This is a genomic window from Acinetobacter sp. GQ146 (assembly GCF_059758585.1).
Genome location: NZ_JCAXDV010000002.1, coordinates 470,810 through 494,049 on the forward strand (window position 1 = coordinate 470,810; position 23,240 = coordinate 494,049).

Genomic DNA, 23,240 nt, shown 5'->3' on the forward strand with positions numbered 1-23,240 from the left:
ATCACTCTAAGCCTGGTATTTTTATGCTATCGATTAAAGGTCAAGGATTAGTTTAGCTGGTTCTTCTAACAATTCTTTGATTGTTACCAAGAAACCAACAGCTTCTTTACCATCGATTAAACGGTGGTCATAAGAAAGCGCTAAATACATCATTGGCAAGATTTCTACTTGACCATTTACCGCCATAGGACGTTCTTGGATTTTGTGCATACCCAAAATTGCAGTTTGCGGCGTATTCAAGATTGGTGTAGAAAGCAATGAACCGAAAGTACCACCGTTAGTAATGGTGAATGTACCGCCAGTCATGTCTTCGATACCCAACTTACCGTCACGTGCTTTGTAAGCGTAGTCACGGATACCGTTTTCAACTTCAGCGTAGTTCATACGGTCAGTATCACGTAGAACAGGTACGACTAGACCACGGTCAGAAGAAACTGCTACACCGATGTCGTAGTAACCGTGATAAACGATGTCATCGCCATCAATTGAAGCATTCACTGCTGGGTAGCGTTTAAGTGCTTCAGTTGCTGCTTTAACAAAGAATGACATAAAGCCAAGACGTGCACCATGACGCTTCTCAAATGCATCTTTGTATTGCGCACGCATTTCCATGATTGGCTTCATGTTCACTTCGTTAAACGTAGTTAACATTGCAGTTTCTTGAGTTGCTGCAAGTAAACGTTCAGCAACACGCTTACGAAGACGTGTCATTGGAACACGTTTCTCAATACGTTCACCTACTGCAACGCTTAATGGTGCAGCAGCAGGAGCTGCTGGTTTAGTTTGATGGTTAGCAACATCTTCTTTCGTGATGCGACCACCACGACCAGTACCTGCAACATCAGTAGCAGCAATACCAGTTTCAGTTAACGCTTTACGAACTGCAGGAGCTTGGTCTTGTACTTGTTGAGCACGTTCTACAACTGGCGCAGCACCCGCTTGAGTGTTCGCAGCAGCTTGTTCAACTTTCGCTTCACCTTGAACTGCTTCAGTTGCAGCAGCACCAGAAACCGCACCTTCTTCAAACTGAGCAATTACTTCAGCAGAAAGAACTGTGTCACCTTCATTTTTGATGATTGCAACGATTGTACCGTCAGCAGGAGCAACTACTTCTAAAACAACTTTATCTGTTTCAATGTCACAGATCACTTCATCACGTGATACTGCTTCACCTGGTTGTTTGTGCCAAGTTGCAATCGTACCGTCCGCAACTGACTCTGGGAATACCGGTGCTTTAATTTCGGTTGCCATTATTGAGATTCTCCTGATTGTTCAGCTACGATCGCTAAAGCGTCATTAACCAGCTGAGCTTGTTGTTTTGCATGCAAATATGGTGAACCACAAGCCGGTGCAGCAGAAGCTTCACGACCTGCATAACTGATACGTACTTGTTTACCTGATTTCATTACATCTTCGTATAAACGAGGAGCAATAAACAACCAAGCGCCTTGGTTCTTAGGCTCTTCTTGAGTCCAAACTACATCTTTAAGGTTCGGATAAGAAGCCAATACTTCAGCAATACGTTGTTCTGGGTACGGGTACAATTGTTCAACACGGACAATTGCCACGTTATTTAAACCTTGTTCACGACGTTTTTCGAGTAAGTCGTAATACACCTTACCACCACAAATCACGAGACGAGTTACGTCCGATTTGTTGATTTGATCCACTTCATCAATCACAGTTTGGAATGTACCGTTTGCAAGTTCACTTAAAGTTGAAGTTGCAAGTTTGTGACGAAGTAAAGACTTCGGTGACATGATGATCATTGGCTTACGAATTGGGCGAATTGCTTGACGACGTAAAGCATGGAAAATTTGCGCAGGCGTTGTCGGCGTCATCACTTGCATGTTGTCTTCAGCACATAACTGTAAGAAGCGCTCTAAACGTGCAGATGAGTGTTCAGGACCTTGACCTTCAAAACCGTGTGGTAACAACATGGTTAAACCACAAACACGCTCCCACTTGGTTTCACCAGAAGCGATGAACTGGTCAATTACAACCTGTGCACAGTTAGCGAAGTCACCGAACTGAGCTTCCCAAATCACCAAGCTCTTTGGCAATGTCGTTGCGTAACCATATTCAAATGCCAATACTGCCATTTCAGACAATAGCGAGTCATAAACAGCAACACGCGGTTGGTTTTCTTTGATGTGGCAAAGAGGAATATAAGTCGAACCATCAACTTGGTTATGCAGTTTCGCATGACGATGTGAGAATGTACCACGACCTACGTCTTCACCCGTTAAACGAACTAAATAGCCTTCATCTAACAGAGTTGCATAAGCTAAAGTTTCAGCAGCACCCCAGTTCAACGGCATTTCACCCGTTTGCATTTTCAAGCGATCATCAATCACTTTTGCTACTTGGCGCTGCATCACAAAGCCTTCAGGAAGCTGACGCATAGTGCGACCAAGTTCTTTTAAGCGATCTTCAGAGAACGTTGTATCCCAAACATCTGTATAGTCATGACCCAAGTACGGAGTCCAATCTACAAACATTTTTGTATTTGGCTCAAGTACCAGTGCATTCGCAACGTGATTACCCGCTTCTAAATCAGCACGGTAGTCTTCAATCATTTGATCAGCTTTAGCACGATCCAACACGTTTTCTTGAACCAATTGGTCTGCATATAGAGCACGTGTTGTTGTTTTCTTGTTGATGACTTGATACATCATTGGCTGTGTTGCAGCTGGCTCATCCGCTTCGTTATGACCACGACGACGGTAACAGAACATGTCGATGACAACATCTTTACGGAACGTATGACGGAAGTCATGCGCCAATTGAGCAACAAACAATACTGATTCAGGATCATCACCGTTCACATGGAAAATCGGTGCTTGGATCATTTTCGCAATATCAGTACAGTATTCTGTAGAACGTGCATCACGCGGATCAGATGTTGTGAAACCGACTTGGTTATTCACAACAATATGCACTGTACCACCTACGGTATAACCGCGAGTTTGTGACATTTGGAAAGTTTCTTGGTTTACACCTTGACCAGCAAATGCCGCATCACCGTGAACAATCACTGGTAATACATCGTCACCGCCGATGTCTTTACGACGAACTTGACGTGCACGTACCGAACCTTCTACTACTGGTCCAACGATTTCTAAATGCGATGGGTTAAATGCCAATGCCAAGTGAACTTCGCCACCTGGAGTCATTACATTTGAAGAGAAACCTTGGTGGTATTTAACGTCACCAGAACCTTTTTTGTGTATGCTCTTACCTTCGAACTCACCAAATAGGTCTGCTGGGTTTTTACCCATGATGTTAACCAATAGGTTTAAACGGCCACGGTGTGGCATACCAATCACAACTTCTTTACAACCTACAGAACCTGCACGTTGAATCAAAGCATCGACCATTGGAATGAAAGATTCACCACCTTCCACGCCGAAACGTTTTGCACCGACGTATTTATTACCCAGGAATTTTTCAAGGCCTTCAGCTGCAGTTAAACGCTCTAATACGTGTTTCTTCTGTTCTGCAGTGAAATTAAATTGACCACGTGCACCTTCAAGGCGTTGTTGAATCCAACGTTTTTCTTTGGTATCAACAATATGCATGTATTCAGCACCAATCGAAGCACAATACGTTGCTTCCATGGCTTGAACCATTTCACCTAAAGTTGCTTCATCTTTACCGATAAGTAAATTGCCAGTATTGAAAACAGTATCTAAATCTGATTGGGTCAAGCCATGAGTAGCAAGATCAAGATCTGGAACGATTTCACGTTTCGCCAAACCTAATGGATCAAGCTTTGCTTTTTGATGACCACGGTTACGATACGCTGCAATAAGTTGTAATACGCCAATTTGACGACGCTCATGTTCAGTACTCACTGTGCTTTGAACCACGGCCTGTACACGACTTGAATTGCGACCTAATAAGAGGAATTGCTCACGTACATTGCTGTGTGGTTGATCACCTTTCGGGAATTTATCGAAGTATGTACGCCAATCAGCTCCAACTGATTCTGGTGACGTTAAATACTGCTCATAAAGTTCTTCAATATACGCTGCACTATCAGCGGAAAGTTCAGTGTCAAGACGCAAAGCGTCAGCAACTTCTTGCATTTGTGGACCCATTTCCTATTGCAAAAATATTTCAGGTGCTTGTTAAGCAACCCCATGATTGATAATGTCAAATTGGTAACATGACATCAGTCCCCAGCAGACATTTGCCTTTGGGCGTTATCACCACATTAGGATTATCCTGATGTGAAAAATGAACAACAACACCCTCAATGGCATCATCACTCATCCATAAATACTCGACCGAAACCGAGCAATTTTTTGCAAAATCGTTTTAGAAAAGGTAAATTCTCGATTTAGCTTTTCTAAAACCACTTCTTGTTTAAATTTTGTGCTTATTTAACGAGAAAATGCACACAAATTAACCACTTTTTTTCAATATAACGATGTATCAAATCGTAACATGAACCCTTACATGCAATTGATTTTTTTGACACATACCATTCATAAATCAGCTAAATACACATTGATTTACATCAGGTAAACTATGGTGCGTCATCACTCAACAAGATGCAATTTAGACCAAAGTCCAATTTCAGTTTTGCTAATAACAAAAAAGAGCACCTTTTCACAAATTGCCCTTTTATAACGTTACATCATAGCATTTATTTTACCCTACTACTGCATTCTCGCCATAGATAATCTTCACCTTTTTACATGAATCGCACAAATTCTGATTAGCCTTTCACCACTCCACAGCAATCCGATCATTTCAGCAGCAAAATTGCTATTCAATAAAAAAAGCACACTCGAAAGTGTGCTTTTTCTGCATTCGCTAACTGTAAAAATTAGCCAGCCATATCTAAAAGCATGTTACGGATGTGACCGATTGCTTTAGTCGGGTTAAGCCCCTTAGGACATACTGACACACAGTTCATGATGCCTTTACAACGGAACAAAGAGAATGGGTCGTCAAGACGAGCCAAACGCTCTTGAGTTGCTGTATCACGAGAATCGATGATAAAACGGTAGGCATTCAACAATGCTGAAGGACCCAAGAACTTGTCTGGGTTCCACCAGAATGATGGGCATGAAGTCGAACAGCATGCACAAAGAATACATTCGTACAAACCATCTAAGTGTTCACGGTCTTCAGGAGACTGTAAACGCTCTTTTGGTGGCGCAGGTTGGTTGTTGATCAAGAATGGATGAATTTTGTTGTACTGATCGTAGAACTGATTCATGTCCACAACTAAGTCTTTAACCACTGGCAAACCAGGTAAAGGACGAACTGTAATCACTTCTGGTAAATCGTTTAGGTTCCAAAGACACGCTAAACCATTTTTACCATTGATGTTCACACCATCAGAACCACAAATACCTTCACGGCAAGAACGACGGAACGTTAAAGTTTCATCTTGTACTTTCAATGCAAGAAGTGCATCAAGCAACATACGGTGCTTATCAGTCAATTCAAGCTTAAAAGTCTGCATGTAAGGTGCTGCATCCTTATCAGGATCGTAGCGGTAGATATTAAATGTACGAGTACCTCTACTCATCTTACTTCTCCTAATTAGAATGTACGTGGTTTAGGTGGAATAGCTGCTACAGAGAGCGGCTTGTAGCGCACTGGCTTGTACTCTAAACGATTGTCAGCAGAGAACCATAACGTGTGCTTCATCCACTCATCATCACGACGACCATATGGGTATTCTGGATGATCTGGAGACTCTTCAAAATCAACAACCGTATGCGCACCACGACACTCTTTACGTGCAGCAGCAGAAATCAGAGTCGCTTTAGCCACTTCATACAAGTTTTCAACTTCTAATGCTTCAATACGCGCAGTGTTGAAAACTTTAGATTTGTCTTTCAAATGAATGTTGCGAACACGTGATTCGATTGCAAGGATTTCTTTCACACCTTTGTCAAGCAACGCTTCTGTACGGAATACACCAGCATGGTCTTGTACGATATCACGGATTGCATCAGCAACTTCTTGAGCATTTTCACCTGAAGTTGACTCATCCAATTTACGGATACGCGCAACAGTTTGCTCAAGTACAGTTGTAGGAAGCGGTTGATATTCATCACCGTGGTGTTTAGTCACGTAATCAATGATGTGTTCACCAGCAGCTTTACCAAATACAACCAAGTCAAGTAGTGAGTTGGTACCTAAACGGTTTGCACCATGTACAGATACGCAAGAACATTCACCAATTGCATAGAAACCCTTAACAGGTTTCGTGAAGTTACGCTCACCCGCATTGGTCGAGTAAACATCAGTATCTTTGTTGTAGTTGGCTTCAAGCGGTGAAGTTTCACGACTTTCAGGTACAACAACTTGACCATGAATGTTCGTAGGAATACCACCCATTTGGTAATGGATTGTCGGTACTACAGGAATTGGCTCTTTAGTGATGTCAACGTTCGCGAATTTCTTACCAATCTCGAATACAGATGGAAGACGTTTCATGATTGTTTCAGCACCCAAGTGCGTCATATCAAGCAAGATGTAATCTTTCTTCGGACCACAACCACGACCTTCTTTAATTTCTTGGTCCATAGAACGCGATACGAAGTCACGTGGTGCCAAGTCTTTTAAAGTTGGTGCATAGCGCTCCATGAACGGCTCACCCGCATCGTTACGAAGGATTGCACCTTCACCACGACAGCCTTCGGTCAACAATACGCCTGCGCCCGCAACACCCGTAGGGTGGAATTGCCAGAATTCCATATCTTGTAATGGAATACCTGCACGAGCCGCCATACCAAGACCGTCACCAGTGTTGATGTAGGCATTAGTAGATGCACGGTAAACACGACCCGCACCACCTGTAGCAAACAATGTCGCTTTGGCTTGGAATACTGCAATTTTACCGGTTTCTTGGTCAATTGCCGTTACACCTAAAACATCACCCGCTTCGTTACGAATAAGATCAAGTGCAATCCATTCAACAAAGAATTGTGTACCCATTTTCACGTTGCTTTGATAAAGCGTGTGAAGAAGCGCGTGACCAGTACGGTCAGCAGCAGCACAAGCACGTGGAACCGCTTTTTCACCGTAGTTAGCAGAGTGACCACCGAATGGACGCTGGTAAATCGTACCATCTGCATTACGGTCAAATGGCATACCCAAGTGTTCTAATTCATAAACAACCTGTGGTGCTTCACGCGTCATAAATTCGATCGCGTCTTGGTCACCTAACCAGTCAGAACCTTTAACAGTGTCATAGAAGTGGTAGTGCCAGTTATCTTCTTGCATGTTACCAAGAGATGCACCAATACCACCCTGCGCCGCAACAGTGTGTGAACGTGTTGGGAATACTTTAGTTAGTACCGCAACTTTCAAACCAGCTTGAGCAAGTTGGTAAGACGCGCGCATACCTGAACCACCACCACCCACGATGACAGCATCGAAAGTTTCGTGTGGAATATTTGTGTAATCTTCTTTAGGGGTTATAGCGCCCATGATCTATTCCTATCAATTCGCCCAAAAAATCTGGATTGCCCAGATCGCATATGCAAATACAGCAATAATTACTGCTGAAGTCAGTACAAGGCGTAAACCTGAAGCTGAAGGACCCATTTGACGAGTAGTCACATAATCCGTGAATACCTGCCACATACCGATCCATGCATGTGCAACAAGAGATAAGACTGCTAATAAAGATAAGATCTTCATTGGAGCTGTCATCATAAAGCCGTACCACTGTTCGTAGCTAAAACCGCCATTGCATAGGATCCAACCTAATACAACAACTGTATACACTGCTAATACGACAGCACTTACGCGTTGGATAAACCAATCACGAGAACCTGAACCCGTTAAACCAGTAGCACTTTTCATTAGATAACAATCCATACAAATGCCGCAATGATACCGATTGCAGACAAGATCAATGAAATAGTAGCTGCGACACGACCACTTTGCAGTTCTTCAGCAAAACCTAGATCCGCAAGTAAATGCTTAACACCCGCAATAAAGTGGAAAATTAAGCCGGCTACAAATACCCATACGACAAAACGCACAATGAAACTATTAAAAATAGCTTGCACTTGCGTAAAACCTTCTGGAGAAGACAATGACTTGTCTAAAATCCATAAAAGTACCGGTACGAGTAAAAATACGATGACACCAGATAGACGGTGTAAAATTGATGCAATAGCCACAGGGGATTTTAAGTTTACTTCTAAAACTTGACCCATGGACAAATTGACAGGTCTGTTGCTTTTCACAGCGGGCATCCTGTAAGTAAAAACTCCATCCGGAGTTTGTTGGAATTAATTCGAAGGAAAGCTGGCATTGTCAGGCAAGCAAATGCCTAAACTTAGAACGACACCGAATTATAAAACGCGAAAAGTCAAAATACAAACAATCAAAGACTGGTTTTTTAACAAAAAAACCATAAATAAGAATCATTAACAACACTAAACATTCTATATAAACCAATAATTTAGCATCAAACCAATGCTATGCTATTGGTTTTTATCACTTATCCAGTGAATTTTACCATTCATAGCCCCTCAGGTAGATACCCGATCTTTAGACTAAAGATATTTAGAACAATTACTCAGTTTTACCTTCAGTTTATTTTATAGAAGAGGACTTGCATTTCCTATCAAAATGTTCACTATTTATTTAAAGCCATATTTTTAAGATATCACCAGATTAAATAACAACTTAGCCAAAATAAAATACAGAACACGAATAAATTTTATGGATTAAAATTACACAAAAATTGCAAAAACTAACGCTTAAAGTCTATTTTTTAATCAATTTTAAAAATTTAATGAGTTATTTTTTAACCAATCAGACACATCTTTAGTCTAAGAATTTCATGCCAAATTTCAGCCTAAAATGGAATAAAAACTAAACAAAAATAGATGTAAGTTATGAAAATTAGATAAATTTCAATTCTAAATGCTCGTACCATTTGTTCAAAAAAATATGTCCTTTATTTTTTATAAATACTTACAATTCAGCAGATGTCCCGTTTTTTTTCTGCACCTCAAGAATAATTTGACTTATTATAGCGGCGCGGTGCTGTGATTTTACTCATTTTTCTAAGGAAGGATTTGACTAAACCTCTGTGGGCGCGTCAGTTTTTATCCATAAGTATAATTGACAAAATTCCAGTACTCTCTAATCTTATTAGCAAATTTTTGATCCGTCTGATTCGCGCATTAAAAGATTAGTACTACGAGTCAGATTAAACATTCACCAGGACAGGAGATCTATTGAATGTCTGAAGCAACTGGCAAAAAAGCCGTATTACAGCTTGATGGCAAAGAAATTGAATTACCAATTTACAGCGGCACATTGGGCCCAGATGTAATCGACGTTAAGGATGTGTTGGCCGCAGGTCACTTTACTTTTGATCCTGGTTTTATGGCTACAGCAGCTTGCGAATCAAAAATTACCTTCATTGATGGTAACAAAGGTGTACTTTTACACCGTGGTTACCCAATTGACCAACTTGCAACTAAAGCTGACTACTTAGAAACTTGCTACTTATTATTAAATGGCGAACTTCCTACAGCTGAACAAAAAGTTGAATTTGACGCTAAAGTTCGTAACCACACGATGGTTCACGATCAAGTAAGCCGTTTCTTCAATGGTTTCCGTCGTGACGCTCACCCTATGGCAATCATGGTTGGTGTAGTGGGTGCACTTTCTGCGTTCTATCACAACGGTTTAGACATCGAAGATGTTAACCACCGTGAAATTACTGCGATTCGCTTAATTGCGAAAGTACCTACACTTGCAGCTTGGAGCTACAAGTACACTGTAGGTCAACCATTTGTTTACCCACGTAACGACTTGAACTATGCAGAAAACTTCTTGCATATGATGTTTGCTACTCCAGCAGACCGCGATTACAAAGTAAACCCTATTCTTGCGAAAGCGATGGACCGTATCTTCACGCTTCATGCTGACCACGAACAAAACGCGTCTACGTCTACAGTACGTTTAGCGGGTTCTACTGGTGCTAACCCGTATGCATGTATCGCTGCTGGTATTTCTGCACTTTGGGGTCCTGCGCACGGTGGTGCGAACGAAGCTGTTCTTAAGATGCTTGACGAAATCGGCACTGTAGAAAACGTTGCTGGCTTCATGGAAAAAGTGAAGACTAAAGAAGTTAAGTTAATGGGCTTCGGTCACCGCGTTTACAAGAACTTTGACCCGCGCGCTAAAGTAATGAAAGAGACTTGCGACGAAGTTCTTGGTGCACTTGGCATCAACGATCCACAACTTGAACTTGCTATGGAACTTGAGCGTATCGCACTTTCTGATGAATACTTCATCAAGCGTAACCTTTACCCGAACGTAGACTTCTACTCAGGTATCATCCTTAAAGCGATTGGTATCCCAACAGAAATGTTTACAGTAATCTTCGCGCTTGCACGTACTGTTGGTTGGATCAGCCACTGGTTAGAAATGCACAGCGGACCTTACAAAATTGGTCGTCCACGTCAGCTTTACACTGGTGAAGTTCAACGTGACATCCAAGGTCGTTAATTCGCAAGAATTGATGAATCAAAAAACCACCCTCTCGGGTGGTTTTTTATCTTTGCAGAAAACAAGTCGATACAGCTACTGGCTCACTGCGAACAATCAATCAAGTTTTAACTGACCTGATAATTGTCTAAATCCAACTTTTGCAGTTTTTGCTTTAATTGCTTGAGTGACCATGGCCAGGCTGCAAAATTACGGCCATTTTGATCCAGATAATACGATTGACAGCCACCCCGTTTAAACACTGTGGTCTGTAAATGTTTTTGCACATCATGATTATATTTCTGAATTACATTAGATTTAATTTCGATACGCTGAATACCCTGATCGCGCATTTGCAATAAGCCACTGATAATGTAATCCAGCTGCGCTTCAGCAATCCCAATAAATGAATCATAGACCAAAATATTCGGTCCCAAGACTAAAAATGCATTCGGCACCTGTTCCAAACTGGTGCCTAAAAAGGCTTCTGGAGAGCTATCTTGCCAACGCTTTGCTAACAATTGCCCTTTGGCATCATAGACACATTTTCCAATCGGGGGATGTGAAACTTCAAACCCCGTTCCCCAAATAATCACATCAACCGCATGCTGTTCGCCATTGGCTGCAATAACGTTATTGCCTTGTATTGCAACCAAACCTTGTGGCAGCAGTGTGACATTGTCTTGCTGTAGGGCTGGATAATAGTTATTGGCAAATAACAGCCTTTTGCAGCCAATTGAAAAGTTTGGAGTCACATTTTGACGCAAGCGTTGATCCTGAATTTGTAGTTTTAATAACTGCTTGCTCAGTAGATTGATGGGCTCAAGTACTTGCGGATGACGTAATCCAAAGTTAATGCCATTTAGAATCTGAGCGACACTGCTGCGCCACATTCTCTGTATGTCGGGATATTTTGCGATTATTCCTTTTGCCGTTTCATTTAAAGTCATATCAGCTTTAGGTAGAACCCACGGTGCGGTCCGCTGAAATACAATTAAGTCTTTTACGATAGGCTGAATTTGAGGAATAAACTGAATAGCAGATGCCCCTGTGCCAATCACTGCAACCCGTTTTCCCGTTAAATCATAATCATGCCTCCAGCGGGCTGAATGAAACATTGCCCCTTGAAAGGTTTCAATGCCCTTAATTTGGGGCAAGGATGGCTCAGTAATGGGTCCAGTCGAGAAAATGACCGTTTTGGCGAGAAACATCCCTTGCGATGTTTGCAGTTGCCATTGCTGTTGGGATTCATCCCATTTTGCTGATACAAGCTCATGATTGAACTTAATGTTTTCCATCAAATTAAATTTCTGAGTCACATCTTCCAGATATTGCAAGATTTCTGCTTGTTTCGCAAAAAGATGACTCCACTGATGACTCGGTGCAAATGAAAATGAATATAATGCTGATGGAACATCACAACCGCACCCTGGGTAGGTATTGTCACGCCACGTCCCGCCCACCCGCGCGGCTTTTTCTAAAACGATAAAGTCATGATAGCATGCCTGTAGCATTTTATAGGCAGCGGCAATACCTGAAATGCCTGCGCCAATCACAATACAATCATACACATGCAGGCTTACTTGGCTGTTCTCTTGCTCACGTGTTTGTCTGGCTTTGGCTTTTCGTGGTTCTGAAGTCTCATCCGCATCATTTTGTGGATTAGACACGGGACCGTCTAATGTAATTTCTGAGGTAGATCCTTCATTTAAGCTGTTTTCGGTCATGTCATTCTCTTATTTTTATTTCACATACTTTTTAAACAGTGGATAGCCCATTCCCAATAACTTGGCATATAGGTTAGGAGCTGCACGCTTCATCCACCAAAACAATTTGGCATCTGGCTGAGGAATGGTATACAACTTGCCAGCATCGAGATGATCCAGCGTTTTGATCGCTACTTGCTCACTACTCACAAATGCATGATTCATCAATAAATCATCGGCTAATCCAGCATAATGCTGAGGTAAACGCCCATGCTTCATAATATTGGTTGGAACCAAGGTTGGACACAGCACATTGACGCGTATATTGGCACTACGCAACTCTGCCGCTAGCGTTTCAGATAGTGCCAGCACACTTGACTTGGTCACGTTATAGGCGGTCATTTCAGGGGCCGCTGTAAACCCCGCTGCCGAGGCAACATTTATAATTGCCCCATAGCCTTGTTGTTTAAATTGAGGTACAAAATAATGGCAACCATGTATTACCCCCCATAAATTGACCTGCATACACCACTGCCAATCTGCCAAACTGACTTCATCAAACTTCCCACCTAAGCCCACGCCTGCATTATTAATAATGAGTGTGGTGCTATGCCCCATCAATTGTTCGGCTTGATCAGCCAAAGCCTTGACCTGATCTGCATCTCCCACATCGCACTGCAAGGCATAACTCGCGGTTGGATATTTTGCATGAATTAAAGCCACCGTTTCTTTAGCCGCGGCAAGATTGAGGTCGGCACATATCACGCGACTGCCACGCTTCGCCAGCTCTAAGGCAAAACTGCGCCCAATACCACTCCCTGCGCCAGTCACCACGGCATAAGCTTGATAACTTGGTTTGGAGCTGTGATTAAATTTCAACATTTCAATTCCCCTCTCCTTAACAACGTAAAGCTGGGGTAAATTCACGCGTAAAATATGGCAATAAAATGCCATGTTCGGGATGTAGCAGTTTCTCTTTGTAATAACTTAAGTAGGCAGAAGTATCATGATCATTGGGGTGAAAATCAGGACGTAAATAGTCAAAAATATGCCGAAAAGTGCTGCCATAGACGCCATCTTTAAAACCAAAAATTAAACGAACACTCTGCGGCAGTTCCTTCCAATATCCCCAGCGGATTATGTTTTTCGGTTGTCGATAGAATGGCACCAAAACAGCCGCGGCTGAAATTAGCACCAGAATGGTAATTAATGCAGGGAAAAAACCGGCTATGCGTAAGGCATAATTATTAGAAAGCGATTGAAACACATCATAAGCAATATCTTTGTGTTCAGATTCTTCCAGCATGTGCCACATCCAGATGGCACGTTGTTTCTCATCTTGCGAACGAAAGAATATCGCTTCATGTTGCATCATATATTCAGCCAGTACTGCCGTAAAATGCTCAATACCGGCCATTAAAGACAACTTCATGGGTTGCGGTAAGCGATTAAAACCATATTCGAAGACCCAACCTGCCCATGTCCGAAATAACCGCACAGGATAATCAACCTGCAATAAAGCATCGTTTAATTCATTATGCATTTTGGAGTGAATGGCTTCCTGCCCAATTAAAGCCGTGACCCGCTGCTTTAATAACGGATCTTTGAGCAAGTCGCGATGATAACGCGCAGTATCTATCACCAAGTCTTCGCCAAACGTCAGGAAAATCGAGAGGGATGCAAAATATGCACTGGCCAATTCTGCATTCAAAAAAAACTTATGATCAATTTGCTGGGAATCAAAATCAAAACGCATATGCCGAATCGGAATCATGGCTGACTGCTGTTTGGCATCAAATTTAGGGCCTGAAAATACATGGCGAAATGTATTTTTGAATGGCGTAATGAATTGCATACGGAGTCCTTATTTTTCTACTGTAATTGCAACTTGCCAGCCCCACACCATCAAATTGGTCGGGGCTACAGTAAAAAATTAAGGGAGCTATAAACCTATGCCACTAGCAATTCAATTCATTTGATTTGCAATTTATGCCTTTCCCCACGCTTGTCGGACAGTTTAAAGTGAGAATTATCTGGACGGGACAGAATCATGCTTTGCGTGCCAAGAACGGAATACAGTCCTCATAAGCACGACAGTCCTGCCGCTGCGCTCTTTTTATAAAATAGTCTTGAACCATTTGCGCCTGTTGCTCTATGCCATAATTCAAAAATAATTTACCTTGCTGCAAAACATAGCGATAACGACGATCAAAGATGGCTAAACGTACCACCGCAATTCCATGCTGAAATTGCCAAACATGAGTCATTTCATGAATAAACCAAGATTGCACACGTAAAGCGCTTTTAGAAAAATCTTCGCAGTAATTTTGTGGATGAAAATAAATTTGCCCATTGGGACTGAGCGCATAATTTTTCAGTATGAGTTTATGCGCCACAATTTGGACTCGGTCCAGTGCTATGCTGTCTGCGAAGATACTACGAACCAATGCTTTTTCACCCACTGTCAGCTCCCTGCGAGAGACTACGCCAAACCCGCGGAATTGCTGCATCAGTGTTGATAAGTATCGCGGCATATCTCTAACCTTTTCAGTGAAATAAAATATACAATTCATCTGTTATTATGAACAAATCTGCTCAATGCAAATAAGAATTTTTTTTGGATTTATACACTACATTTGTCGCAATTCGTATATAGTATCAACGCAAATTATTTATTTATTATTTTGTCGTTAATTACACAGTACTGAACCCACAACGATAAAAAACTCAGTCGTCTGTGTATACATCCCTATAGCTTTAGGATTAAGTTGGAATGAAAAGTTTTAAGATTGCCCTAGCACAATTCTCTCCGCACATTGGCAATATCGAAGCAAATGCTGAAAAAATGCAACAATTGGCAAATGAAGCCAAAAAGCAACAATCAGATTTAATTATCTTCCCAGAATTATCAACGATTGGATATCCAGCAGAAGATTTATTACTCCGCCCAAGTTTATCTAAACGTACTGAAACCGCCTTCGAACAACTGCGTCAAGTAAAAGACATCGTCATGGTGTTTGGTTTTGTGAACCAAACTGAAGATGGTCAACGCTACAACTCAGCAGCGGTCATGAAAGATGGAAAAATTCTGGGCATCTATAACAAACAGAATTTACCAAACTACGGTGTCTTTGATGAAAAACGTTACTTCAACGAGGGGCATCAGCACTTAGTCTTTGAATATCTAGGGCACAAATTTGGCTTACTTATTTGTGAAGATATTTGGTCACTCAATACGGTTCAACAATTGGCACAACTCAATGTTGAAACGGTACTGGTACTGAATGCATCCCCTTATGAAGTAGGTAAACCGCAGCATCGTATTGATACCATGCAAGCGTTGGCGAAGCAGCTAAATATTAATTTGGTCTACGCCAACCAAGTGGGTGGTCAAGACGACTTGATCTTTGATGGAACCAGTTTCGTCATCAATAAAGATGGTGCTGTTGCCTTACAAGCGCCAAGTTTTAAAGAAGCATTATTTTATGCAGACTACCAAGTAGAACAGCAAAGCTTCCAAATTGCGGAAAGCGAGCCAACACTTGGCACTATGGCTGAAATTTACCAAGCTTTGGTCATGGCAACTCGTGATTATGTTCAACGTTCAGGATTTCCAGGTGTCATTCTTGGACTATCCGGTGGTATTGACTCAGCCTTAACGCTGGCAATTGCTGTTGATGCAATTGGTGCGGACAAAGTACAAGCCGTCATGATGCCTTATACTTATACTTCACAAATCAGTGTAGAAGATGCCGCAGCGCAAGCCAAAACTATGGGCATTACCTTCGGCATTGCTGAAATCAATCCGATTGTAAATAGCTTTATGCAGACGCTTTACCCATTCTTTGGTAATGCACCTGCCGATGCGACCGAAGAAAACCTTCAAGCACGTGCACGTGGAACGCTGTTAATGGGGCTTTCAAATAAGTTTGGCAATCTGGTGCTTTCGACAGGTAACAAATCTGAACTTGCAGTGGGTTATTGCACACTTTATGGCGATATGGTCGGTGGCTTTGCGGTACTCAAAGATGTGTACAAAACCATTGTATTTGAATTGGCAAAATACCGTAACAGCATTGCAGAAACCCCTGTCATTCCTGAACGCGTAATTACTCGCCCACCGTCTGCCGAATTACGTCATGATCAAACCGATCAGGACTCTTTACCGCATTATGATGTTTTGGATGCGATTCTTTATGCCTACATTGAAGAAGATCAAAGCCAAGATGACATCATTGCCAAAGGCTTTGATGCAGAAGTCGTGAAGAAAGTGATTCGCCTCGTCGACTTTAACGAATACAAACGTCGCCAAGGTGCCATCGGCCCACGTATTAGTTCACGTGCCTTTAGCCGAGAACGTCGCTATCCAATCATCAATGGCTGGAAAGCTGGTGTTTAAGTCTAGATAAAAACAAAAAGCCCAAACAACTGTTTGGGCTTTTTTATAGCTACTTTTTTTAAATATATTTTTCGCGCACAAAAAAAGAGACCAAGCTGAGAGCTTGGTCTATAAAAATGGTGGCTATGACGAGACTTGAACTTGTGACCCCCGCATTATGAGTGCGGTGCTCTAACCAACTGAGCTACATAGCCGTAAACTGTGTGCGCATTATGCAAAGTTCAAAGCCTAGCGTCAACCCTTTTTTATACGCAAATGATCACCGAATAAACAAAAACACTTTAAACCATCAAATTTATAGCAAGCCTCTCTTTTTAAACTTATTTTTATGTCCATGCTGTACCGAAGTCGGCAAAATTTATGCGAAAGATCATGAAAAAGAAATTCTATTTTTGCTTCATGCTAAGTACAGCCGCATTGAGCAGTTGTCAGCGTATATCCCCTGATGAGCGACTATAACGGTGTACGACGTGATGTTGCGAGCTATATCAACGCCAATCCTTTGTTTAACCTCAAAGATCGAGAACTCTTGGTTAACTCTGCCCAAGGACAACAAAAAATTCTGACCGTAGATGGTTAGCCTCACAGAGCAACATAAGCTCGCTTTAGAGACAGCCGAAGCACGCTACTGCTCTAGTCAGCATATCAGTTTAAAAAAATTGAATTTAGTCGATCGTAAAATCTTTGCCCTAGCAGAACAACAGACCAATTTGCAGCAGATTCAAAACTTGCAGATGCGGATTAACTTTAGCCCGGATATGCTTGACTGCACGGGAAAATTTTAAAATACAAAACTAATTTATAACTTTGACTTTTTTCAGGCAAAAAAAATCACGTTATAGGAACGTGATTTATAAAATGGTGGCTATGACGAGACTTGAACTTGTGACCCCCGCATTATGAGTGCGGTGCTCTAACCAACTGAGCTACATAGCCGTAAACTGTGCGCGCATTATGTGTTTTTCTCTGCGGTACGTCAAGTACCTAATGCACTTAATTGATCAAAATTTGATGAAGTGAGCCGATAAGCCGGGTTCTGTCGTGAACGATCATTCCTCTAGGCGTACAATCACTCATACGCTCCAGCGACCTACCCGGATCCAGCATGGGCCATGCCTAAAGGATCCCTATTTGGTCTTGCTTCCGGTGGGGTTTACCATGCCATGAACTGTTACCAGTCATGCGGTGCGCTCTTACCGCACCCTTTCACCCTTACCTCCGATTCCAATTGCTCGAAACCATAATGAAGGCGGTCTACTCTCTGCTGCACTTTCCGTCGGCTCACGCCGCCCAGGCGTTACCTGGCACCTTGCCCGTTGAAGCCCGGACTTTCCTCCCCTGCTTTAGTCACGGAGACCTCCACAGCAGCGATCGTCTGGCTCACTTCGAAGGCGCATCTTACCAAATTTAAAAACTATTTGCTTGTGCTTTTTTGAGCAATTAAACGTTGATACTTTTCCATCAACTGTTCTTGGCTTTCTGCATGATTGGGATCTAGCGGAATACAATCTACAGGACAGAACAGTTGGCACTGTGGCTGATCATGATGCCCGACACATTCTGTACAAAGATCAGGGTTAATTTCGTAAATCAGTTCACCCATAAAAATTGCTTCATTTGGACAAACAGGCTCACAAACATCACAATTGATGCATTCATCAGTTATATATAAAGACACTCTACCAACCTTGTTGATGCTTCTGCTCAAAGGCTTTGACCACCGCCTCAGGAACGAATTTGGTGACATCGCCTTTCAGACGTGCAATTTCACGAATTAACGTGGAAGAAATAAATGAATATTGTTCAGATGGAGTCAAGAATACTGCTTCAAAACGTGAATCTAATTGACGGTTCATATTTGCCAATTGAAATTCATATTCAAAATCAGAGACGGCACGCAAACCACGCAATACCGCTGTGGCATTTTGTTCACGGAAAAAATTCACCAATAAACCATCAAAACCAACAAATTCAACATTCGGAAGATGGCTCAGAGAAGCCTGTGCCAGTTCAACGCGCTCTTCTAACTTGAACAAAGGATTCTTATGGTGTCCAATCGCAATTGCAACAACCACCTCATCAAACATTTTAGACGCCCGAGTAACGAGGTCTACATGTCCATTGGTAATTGGATCAAATGTTCCTGGATAGATTACGCGAGTTTTAGACATCCATTTGTACTCTGATTCATTTTATTGGGGGCTATTTTAACAAAATCTTGTTTTTTTGGCGAAGAAACTCTATAAATTTGAAAAATCTTCACTATTTGGTCAAATATTAGTACGCATTTTCATTTTTTAAAATAGCCTATCCATCAGGCGACAAGCTCTTCGCTTTATATTAAAGCTGGCCTAGAGCATTTAAGAATTGTCAGTGCCATCATGTTACGGCACAATAGTCATAACTTTGGAAGTGACGAATTATGGCGAAAGCAACTGTAGTGAAGAAACATAATGGCGGAACGATTGCGCAAAATAAGCGCGCACGCCATGATTATTTCATTGAAGAAAAATTTGAAGCAGGACTCTCCTTACAAGGTTGGGAAGTCAAATCCTTACGTGCTGGCCGTATGACACTGACGGAAAGCTATATTTTATTTAAAAATGGTGAAGCCTATTTATTTGGTGCACAAATTCAACCGCTTTTATCTGCATCTACACATGTTGTGCCTGAAGCAACACGTACGCGTAAATTGCTGCTGAATCGTAATGAAATTGCCAAATTGTTGGGTGCAGTCAACCAAAAAGGGTTCTCATGTGTCCCTTTAGCCTGCTACTGGAAAGGTCCATTAGTCAAGTTGGAAATTGCTTTAGTTAAAGGTAAGCAACTGCACGACAAGCGTGCTACAGAAAAAAACCGTGATTGGCAACGTGATAAAGCCCGCCTATTTCACAAATAACAAAAACCTCCCGATTGGGAGGTTTTTTTATGAAACGCATGGATCAATAGTCAGCCTTTAACTCGACTAAATATTTACCAAACTTACGTGCTGTTTCCAAATCCCCTTCGGGTGGGGTAACTTCCACACTAGCATTGTCTGACTGTGTCATTAAGCCCAAAAAACTGGACATACGATTAATATCTTGCAGACCACGTCCCGTTGGCATAAACGGTAAACCTGCCCACAACATACCATGCTGCATCGCAAACAGATTAATCTGCTGCAATACCGCCAATTTATCGCCACTTAAGCCACCACCATTGGTAAATCCTGCCGCAAGCTTGCCTTGCCATGCACGAGCCAACCAGCGCTTGGAAGAATCTTCCATAAATTGCTTAAGTGCAGAAGTCAGACTGCCCATATAGGTTGGGCAGCCCATAATAATAATATCGGCTTGATCTAGAAGCTCCCATTGCACTGCGGCAACAGAAATCAGGTGCACATCTGCACCGGCCTGCTCTGCGCCTTGCGCAATATATTGCGCCACCTTAGCCGTATGACCATAAGGACTATGATAAACCACACACACATGAACAGGAGCAGGAGAAACAAGATCAGTGACAGACATGGAAACTTTTAAAACCAAATAATTAAGTCAAGTTTAACACTTTTCGCTCGTCGGAGGGAGAGCAGGCAAAATCAAAACATTACACCTTGCTTAACAGGCACAGGGCTCATTTTAAAAATACAAACGTCGCCATACGACCCGTTTTAGCATTACGGCGATATGAATAATATTCTTCCGCTTGGCGGTAGGTACATTGATCCCCACCTAAAATCTTCGATACCCCATGTTGCTGCAAGATATAGCGAGCAATCGCATATAAATCGGCAAAATATTTACCCGGTTCTTTGGCTGGTTCAAAAGCAGAGCTTAATGCAGGATATTTGGCACAAAAAGTTTGTTTAACTTCAGCTCCAACTTCAAAACATGGCTGACTAATTGCAGCACCTAACCATGCCCAAGCCGGTGGATGTTGCATCGCAGCGATGGTGTTTTCGACAATTCCATGCGCCAGTCCACGCCAACCAGCATGTAAATTAGCAACCTCTTGGGCATCGGCATCCCCTAAAACAATCGGCAGACAATCTGCCGTCATCATCATTAAGGCATGTTGTTTGCGCTGCGTGACCAGACCATCACCTTCAGGGGCAGTAAAATGAATTTGTTCATCCACGCGGTGACAGATTGTGCTATGGGTTTGCGTCATCCATGTGATTCTATCCACCCCAAAACTAGAAAAATCTTCGAGCAATTGCATGCGATGCTGTTGCACTCGTTTCGCATCATCCTGAACATGCAATGCCAGATTAAAACCCGCTAATTCAGGTTTTTCCGAAGCTAAGGCATGCTCATGATGTACGCGGGTTTGCCCTACACAGATCCCTTCTGGCAATCCTTGAACAAATTGCATGTTTTATTCCTTATTATAAAATCTTCATTCTTCACGGTACGACTGATGGAAAGCCATACCGTGAAGTCATTTCAAGTCAGCGACTTAATACGCAGCATCTTCGCTACGCAAAACGTCAACCAATACTGCAAAATCTTCTGCCCATGGTGCTTCGAACATCATATCTTTGCCAGTACGCGGGTGAACTAGGCCCAACTGCGCAGCATGCAATGCCTGACGTTTAAATGTACGCAAGGTATCATTCAAAAGTTCAGATGCACCCGCTGGTACTCGAACACGCGGCATATAAACCTGATCACCCACTAGGCCAAAACCGATGTAAGAAAAATGCACACGAATCTGATGGGTACGACCGGTTTCCAGACGCGCTTGAACACGGGTAAAATGTTGGAAACGCTCTTTCACGTTGTAATGTGTGACTGCATCTTTACCGCCTGGTAATACCGTCATTTTCACGCGATCCACTGGATGACGTTTAATCGGCTCATCAATCGTACCGCCTGCAATCACGTTGCCATACACGATTAAATCATAAACACGGTACACCGATTTATTCGCCAATTGCTTGCTTAAAGCGAACTGCGCTTCGAGGTTTTTCGCAACCACCAATAAGCCACTGGTGTCTTTATCAATACGATGTACCAAGCCTGCACGTGATAATTCAGCTGCTTTCGGATAGTGATATAACAGCGCATTCACCAGAGTTCCTGAAGTATTGCCAGCACCTGGATGCACGACCATACCGACCGGTTTGTTAATGACAATAATGTCATCATCTTCATAGACAATATTTAAAGGGATATTTTCAGGCTGACTGGTGGTCTGTGCTTCAAGCTCAACATCAAGTGTAAGCAGCTCATTTCCTTCAGATTTGTACTTTGGTTTGACAATGTTACCATTTACCAACAAATGCCCGTCCTTTAGCCACTGCTTGAGTTTTTCGCGTGAAAAGTCGCTCCAAACATTGGCCGCAACCTGATCAATACGTTGCCCTAGGTAGCTCTCATCCAATTGAAATTGCAACGATAAACGTGTTGCAGTTGCATCAGAAGTATGGTTATCTGCTTCGTCTGTTTCTTCAAGTAAATTGAAATCAGTTTCTGCAAAATTTGTGTCAGTAGATTGTGCTTGGGTCATTTGATCATTCAAACAAAAGTGGTTTAATAGCGCAATTGTAGCTCATTGCCCGTAATAACAGAGGAATTTTTATGTCGCTACCACGTTATAAAATTACAATGCTCGCTCTTTCTTTAGGCATTGCGTCTGCAATGGTGGGCTGTAGCAGTAATCCAAAAAAAGAAGTGGTGGATACAGGCCCACAATTAAGTGAGCAAGTGTATATACAAAAAGCTGAGAAAGCGCTGGATAACGGTCAATATACTGATGCAGCCAAGTACCTAGAAGCAATTGATACCTACTACCCGACTGGCGATTATGCGCAACAAGCTCAACTCGAGTTGTTGTATACCAAATTCCAGCAAAAAGATTATGAAGCAACCATTAGCCTTGCCGAGCGTTTTATTCGTTTAAATCCGCAGCATCCAAATGTCGATTACGCCTACTATGTGCGTGGTGTCGCGAATATGGAACAGAACTATGATGGTTTAATGCGTTATACCTCATTAAAACAGTCCCATCGTGATACCAGTTATTTAAAACTGGCTTATCAAAACTTTGTCGATTTTATTCGCCGCTATCCATCTAGCACCTACGCGGTTGATGCTGCACAGCGTATGAAATACATTGGCAATGAATTGGCTGAAAGTGAAATGAATGTGGCACGTTTTAATATTAAACGTAAAGCATGGTTGGCTGCTGTAGAACGTTCGCAATGGGTGATTGAACATTATCCGCAAACACCGCAAATTCCTGAAGCATTAGCAACAGTGGCATATGGCTATGAAAAGTTGGGCGACCAAGCCACCGCGCAACAATATATTGATGTGTTAAAGCTGAACTATCCAAGCTTGGTTAAATCGGATGGAACTGTAAATTTACGTGCAGCTCGCAAAGAAGGCAGTTGGGTCAACCGTGCAACCTTGGGTGTATTTGGTCGTGAAGAACAAAGCACAATCGAAACACCAAAAACAGCTACACCCGCAGAGCAACGCAGCTTAACCAACCGCATGAGTTTTGGTTTACTGGATCGTCCTGCAACTTCAACAGAAACACCTGCATCAAGCACATCTGCTGAATAAAACCGCAACACATCGTGCAATTTCACAAAGGGCAAGTTATCATACTTGCCCTTTTGTTTTTTGTATTTGGCTTGATCAAAATGATTAAAC

21 protein-coding genes, 2 tRNA genes and 1 other RNA gene are annotated in these 23,240 nt (G+C 42.2%); 6 read left to right on the forward strand and 18 right to left on the reverse strand.

Annotated features, from left to right (window positions below; all coding sequences use genetic code 11):
• Positions 1 to 33 precede the first annotated feature (33 nt).
• The 6 genes from odhB to sdhC all read right to left on the reverse strand — a co-directional run bounded on the left by odhB (position 34) and on the right by sdhC (position 8,237).
• Positions 34 to 1,251: a 2-oxoglutarate dehydrogenase complex dihydrolipoyllysine-residue succinyltransferase gene (gene odhB, locus AC6CHI_RS05455; protein ID WP_498119916.1), complete on the reverse strand. Its 1,218-nt coding sequence runs from the start codon at positions 1,249 to 1,251 to the stop codon at positions 34 to 36.
• Positions 1,251 to 4,091: a 2-oxoglutarate dehydrogenase E1 component gene (locus AC6CHI_RS05460; RefSeq protein ID WP_458891600.1), complete on the reverse strand. Its 2,841-nt coding sequence runs from the start codon at positions 4,089 to 4,091 to the stop codon at positions 1,251 to 1,253. The genes odhB and AC6CHI_RS05460 overlap by 1 nt, the downstream gene beginning before the upstream one ends.
• Before the next feature lie 746 nt (positions 4,092 to 4,837).
• Positions 4,838 to 5,548: a succinate dehydrogenase iron-sulfur subunit gene (locus AC6CHI_RS05465; RefSeq protein WP_458891247.1), complete on the reverse strand. Its 711-nt coding sequence runs from the start codon at positions 5,546 to 5,548 to the stop codon at positions 4,838 to 4,840.
• Between the two features lie 14 nt (positions 5,549 to 5,562).
• A complete protein-coding gene (locus tag AC6CHI_RS05470; RefSeq protein WP_458891246.1) occupies positions 5,563 to 7,461 on the reverse strand; it encodes an FAD-binding protein in 1,899 nt (632 codons plus the stop codon).
• 12 nt (positions 7,462 to 7,473) lie between these two features.
• Positions 7,474 to 7,839, reverse strand: coding sequence for a succinate dehydrogenase, hydrophobic membrane anchor protein (gene sdhD, locus AC6CHI_RS05475; RefSeq protein ID WP_004695554.1), 366 nt, complete (start codon positions 7,837 to 7,839; stop codon positions 7,474 to 7,476).
• Positions 7,839 to 8,237: a succinate dehydrogenase, cytochrome b556 subunit gene (gene sdhC / locus AC6CHI_RS05480; protein ID WP_458891245.1), complete on the reverse strand. Its 399-nt coding sequence runs from the start codon at positions 8,235 to 8,237 to the stop codon at positions 7,839 to 7,841. Before sdhC ends, sdhD begins: the two co-directional genes overlap by 1 nt.
• Positions 8,238 to 9,234: 997 nt before the next feature.
• Between sdhC and gltA the strand changes: the two genes are divergently transcribed.
• Positions 9,235 to 10,512 (forward strand): citrate synthase, encoded by a 1,278-nt coding sequence (gltA, locus tag AC6CHI_RS05485; protein WP_100240904.1) that lies wholly within the window; start codon positions 9,235 to 9,237, stop codon positions 10,510 to 10,512.
• A gap of 107 nt (positions 10,513 to 10,619) precedes the next feature.
• Here the strand turns inward: gltA and AC6CHI_RS05490 are convergent, their stop codons facing one another.
• From AC6CHI_RS05490 to AC6CHI_RS05505, 4 genes are all read right to left on the reverse strand, one after another.
• Entirely contained in the window at positions 10,620 to 12,218 is a 1,599-nt protein-coding gene (locus AC6CHI_RS05490; protein WP_498119919.1) for a flavin-containing monooxygenase, read from the reverse strand.
• Positions 12,219 to 12,233: 15 nt separating this feature from the next.
• Positions 12,234 to 13,079 (reverse strand): SDR family NAD(P)-dependent oxidoreductase, encoded by an 846-nt coding sequence (locus AC6CHI_RS05495; RefSeq protein WP_458891244.1) that lies wholly within the window; start codon positions 13,077 to 13,079, stop codon positions 12,234 to 12,236.
• Between the two features lie 16 nt (positions 13,080 to 13,095).
• On the reverse strand, positions 13,096 to 14,052 hold the full coding sequence (locus AC6CHI_RS05500; RefSeq protein WP_498119920.1) for a metal-dependent hydrolase: 957 nt from the start codon (positions 14,050 to 14,052) through the stop codon (positions 13,096 to 13,098).
• 193 nt (positions 14,053 to 14,245) lie between these two features.
• A complete protein-coding gene (locus tag AC6CHI_RS05505; protein WP_498119921.1) occupies positions 14,246 to 14,731 on the reverse strand; it encodes a type IV secretion protein Rhs in 486 nt (161 codons plus the stop codon).
• Between the two features lie 239 nt (positions 14,732 to 14,970).
• On the opposite strand from AC6CHI_RS05505, the gene AC6CHI_RS05510 reads away from it, so the two are divergent.
• A complete protein-coding gene (locus AC6CHI_RS05510; protein ID WP_498119923.1) occupies positions 14,971 to 16,596 on the forward strand; it encodes an NAD+ synthase in 1,626 nt (541 codons plus the stop codon).
• 117 nt (positions 16,597 to 16,713) lie between these two features.
• Here AC6CHI_RS05510 and AC6CHI_RS05515 read toward each other — a convergent pair.
• Positions 16,714 to 16,790, reverse strand: a tRNA-Met gene (locus AC6CHI_RS05515).
• A 251-nt stretch (positions 16,791 to 17,041) separates the two neighbouring features.
• On the opposite strand from AC6CHI_RS05515, the gene AC6CHI_RS05520 reads away from it, so the two are divergent.
• Together AC6CHI_RS05520 and AC6CHI_RS05525 are read left to right on the forward strand one after the other, a co-directional pair.
• Entirely contained in the window at positions 17,042 to 17,176 is a 135-nt protein-coding gene (locus AC6CHI_RS05520) for a hypothetical protein (RefSeq protein WP_498119925.1), read from the forward strand.
• On the forward strand, positions 17,169 to 17,381 hold the full coding sequence (locus AC6CHI_RS05525) for a hypothetical protein (RefSeq protein ID WP_498119927.1): 213 nt from the start codon (positions 17,169 to 17,171) through the stop codon (positions 17,379 to 17,381). Before AC6CHI_RS05520 ends, AC6CHI_RS05525 begins: the two co-directional genes overlap by 8 nt.
• Before the next feature lie 74 nt (positions 17,382 to 17,455).
• On the opposite strand, the gene AC6CHI_RS05530 is transcribed toward AC6CHI_RS05525, so the two are convergent.
• From AC6CHI_RS05530 to coaD, 4 genes are all read right to left on the reverse strand, one after another.
• Positions 17,456 to 17,532, reverse strand: a tRNA-Met gene (locus tag AC6CHI_RS05530).
• Positions 17,533 to 17,605: 73 nt separating this feature from the next.
• Positions 17,606 to 17,983: RNase P RNA component class A (rnpB, locus tag AC6CHI_RS05535), an RNA gene on the reverse strand.
• A gap of 27 nt (positions 17,984 to 18,010) precedes the next feature.
• Positions 18,011 to 18,274 carry a YfhL family 4Fe-4S dicluster ferredoxin gene (locus tag AC6CHI_RS05540; RefSeq protein ID WP_458891238.1) on the reverse strand — a complete coding sequence of 88 codons (264 nt, stop codon included), beginning with the start codon at positions 18,272 to 18,274 and terminating at the stop codon, positions 18,011 to 18,013.
• A gap of 1 nt (position 18,275) precedes the next feature.
• Complete coding sequence (gene coaD, locus AC6CHI_RS05545) at positions 18,276 to 18,767, reverse strand: pantetheine-phosphate adenylyltransferase (protein WP_458891237.1); 492 nt, start codon at positions 18,765 to 18,767, stop codon at positions 18,276 to 18,278.
• 251 nt (positions 18,768 to 19,018) lie between these two features.
• Between coaD and smpB the strand changes: the two genes are divergently transcribed.
• Entirely contained in the window at positions 19,019 to 19,495 is a 477-nt protein-coding gene (gene smpB / locus AC6CHI_RS05550) for an SsrA-binding protein SmpB (RefSeq protein ID WP_498119928.1), read from the forward strand.
• Positions 19,496 to 19,538: 43 nt separating this feature from the next.
• Here smpB and AC6CHI_RS05555 read toward each other — a convergent pair whose 3' ends face one another.
• The 3 genes from AC6CHI_RS05555 to rluD all read right to left on the reverse strand — a co-directional run bounded on the left by AC6CHI_RS05555 (position 19,539) and on the right by rluD (position 22,089).
• On the reverse strand, positions 19,539 to 20,105 hold the full coding sequence (locus AC6CHI_RS05555) for a flavodoxin family protein (RefSeq protein WP_458891236.1): 567 nt from the start codon (positions 20,103 to 20,105) through the stop codon (positions 19,539 to 19,541).
• Positions 20,106 to 20,211: 106 nt separating this feature from the next.
• Positions 20,212 to 20,952, reverse strand: coding sequence for a peptidoglycan editing factor PgeF (pgeF, locus tag AC6CHI_RS05560; RefSeq protein WP_498119929.1), 741 nt, complete (start codon positions 20,950 to 20,952; stop codon positions 20,212 to 20,214).
• An 84-nt stretch (positions 20,953 to 21,036) separates the two neighbouring features.
• Positions 21,037 to 22,089 (reverse strand): 23S rRNA pseudouridine(1911/1915/1917) synthase RluD, encoded by a 1,053-nt coding sequence (rluD, locus tag AC6CHI_RS05565; RefSeq protein WP_498119931.1) that lies wholly within the window; start codon positions 22,087 to 22,089, stop codon positions 21,037 to 21,039.
• Between the two features lie 71 nt (positions 22,090 to 22,160).
• On the opposite strand from rluD, the gene AC6CHI_RS05570 reads away from it, so the two are divergent.
• Positions 22,161 to 23,150, forward strand: a complete 990-nt coding sequence (locus AC6CHI_RS05570) for an outer membrane protein assembly factor BamD (protein ID WP_498119933.1) — start codon at positions 22,161 to 22,163, stop codon at positions 23,148 to 23,150.
• Positions 23,151 to 23,240 lie beyond the last annotated feature (90 nt).

What these genes read in the sequence shown, in the direction of transcription:
- odhB (WP_498119916.1), bottom strand. Translation starts at nt 1,251, where the DNA reads ATGGCAACCGAAATTAAAGCACCGGTATTCCCAGAGTCAGTTGCGGAC.
- AC6CHI_RS05460 (WP_458891600.1), bottom strand. Translation starts at nt 4,091, where the DNA reads ATGCAAGAAGTTGCTGACGCTTTGCGTCTTGACACTGAACTTTCCGCT.
- AC6CHI_RS05465 (WP_458891247.1), bottom strand. Translation starts at nt 5,548, where the DNA reads ATGAGTAGAGGTACTCGTACATTTAATATCTACCGCTACGATCCTGAT.
- AC6CHI_RS05470 (WP_458891246.1), bottom strand. Translation starts at nt 7,461, where the DNA reads ATGGGCGCTATAACCCCTAAAGAAGATTACACAAATATTCCACACGAA.
- sdhD (WP_004695554.1), bottom strand. Translation starts at nt 7,839, where the DNA reads ATGAAAAGTGCTACTGGTTTAACGGGTTCAGGTTCTCGTGATTGGTTT.
- sdhC (WP_458891245.1), bottom strand. Translation starts at nt 8,237, where the DNA reads ATGCCCGCTGTGAAAAGCAACAGACCTGTCAATTTGTCCATGGGTCAA.
- gltA (WP_100240904.1), top strand. Translation starts at nt 9,235, where the DNA reads ATGTCTGAAGCAACTGGCAAAAAAGCCGTATTACAGCTTGATGGCAAA.
- AC6CHI_RS05490 (WP_498119919.1), bottom strand. Translation starts at nt 12,218, where the DNA reads ATGACCGAAAACAGCTTAAATGAAGGATCTACCTCAGAAATTACATTA.
- AC6CHI_RS05495 (WP_458891244.1), bottom strand. Translation starts at nt 13,079, where the DNA reads ATGTTGAAATTTAATCACAGCTCCAAACCAAGTTATCAAGCTTATGCC.
- AC6CHI_RS05500 (WP_498119920.1), bottom strand. Translation starts at nt 14,052, where the DNA reads ATGCAATTCATTACGCCATTCAAAAATACATTTCGCCATGTATTTTCA.
- AC6CHI_RS05505 (WP_498119921.1), bottom strand. Translation starts at nt 14,731, where the DNA reads ATGCCGCGATACTTATCAACACTGATGCAGCAATTCCGCGGGTTTGGC.
- AC6CHI_RS05510 (WP_498119923.1), top strand. Translation starts at nt 14,971, where the DNA reads ATGAAAAGTTTTAAGATTGCCCTAGCACAATTCTCTCCGCACATTGGC.
- AC6CHI_RS05520 (WP_498119925.1), top strand. Translation starts at nt 17,042, where the DNA reads ATGAGCGACTATAACGGTGTACGACGTGATGTTGCGAGCTATATCAAC.
- AC6CHI_RS05525 (WP_498119927.1), top strand. Translation starts at nt 17,169, where the DNA reads ATGGTTAGCCTCACAGAGCAACATAAGCTCGCTTTAGAGACAGCCGAA.
- coaD (WP_458891237.1), bottom strand. Translation starts at nt 18,767, where the DNA reads ATGTCTAAAACTCGCGTAATCTATCCAGGAACATTTGATCCAATTACC.
- smpB (WP_498119928.1), top strand. Translation starts at nt 19,019, where the DNA reads ATGGCGAAAGCAACTGTAGTGAAGAAACATAATGGCGGAACGATTGCG.
- AC6CHI_RS05555 (WP_458891236.1), bottom strand. Translation starts at nt 20,105, where the DNA reads ATGTCTGTCACTGATCTTGTTTCTCCTGCTCCTGTTCATGTGTGTGTG.
- pgeF (WP_498119929.1), bottom strand. Translation starts at nt 20,952, where the DNA reads ATGCAATTTGTTCAAGGATTGCCAGAAGGGATCTGTGTAGGGCAAACC.
- rluD (WP_498119931.1), bottom strand. Translation starts at nt 22,089, where the DNA reads ATGACCCAAGCACAATCTACTGACACAAATTTTGCAGAAACTGATTTC.
- AC6CHI_RS05570 (WP_498119933.1), top strand. Translation starts at nt 22,161, where the DNA reads ATGTCGCTACCACGTTATAAAATTACAATGCTCGCTCTTTCTTTAGGC.